The sequence below is a fragment of the Virgibacillus carmonensis genome, from assembly GCF_057836705.1.
Window position 1 is genome coordinate 1 of record NZ_JBYQFJ010000360.1, and the last position, 540, is coordinate 540.

Here is a 540-nt window from a genome sequence, read left to right on the forward strand (position 1 = left end):
TAGGTCTTTGTTTCTGAATGGTTTTTAGAACGTCCTCCACATCAAACTTCGGAAGCAATACCATCGTAGATCCAAACATTATCGACATATTCATTACGGTTGTCATTCCGTATACATGAAAGAATGGCAGAACACCTAGAACGGTTTCTTTACCTTCTCTAGTTTTATATAACCACGCCTTACTCATTTGGACATTTGCAACAAGGTTATGATGTGTAAGCATAACTCCTTTGGGATTCCCTGTTGTTCCACCGGTATATTGAAGAAGGGCCAAATCTTCTTTCACATCGACTTCAACAGGATGGTAGTTCGTTGTAGAATGCTCCATAATTGCACCCCACACATGTGTATCTTCGGATTGTTCAACCTTTACGAGCATATGGTATTGCTTTTTTTGTATATACGGATAAATAAGGTTTTTTGGAAACGGGAGATAATCTTTGATACCGGTTACGATTGTATGTTTGAGGGATGTGTTTCCTTTAATATTGGATACTCTTGGTAGTAAAATGTCTAAACATACAATAAAGGTGGCCCCGG

1 protein-coding gene is annotated in these 540 nt (G+C 38.5%); it reads right to left on the reverse strand.

The genetic code is table 11. From position 1 onward, the window contains the following. A partial coding sequence (locus AC3G7N_RS22355) for an AMP-binding protein (RefSeq protein ID WP_489424299.1) occupies positions 1–540 on the reverse strand: 540 nt, incomplete at both ends.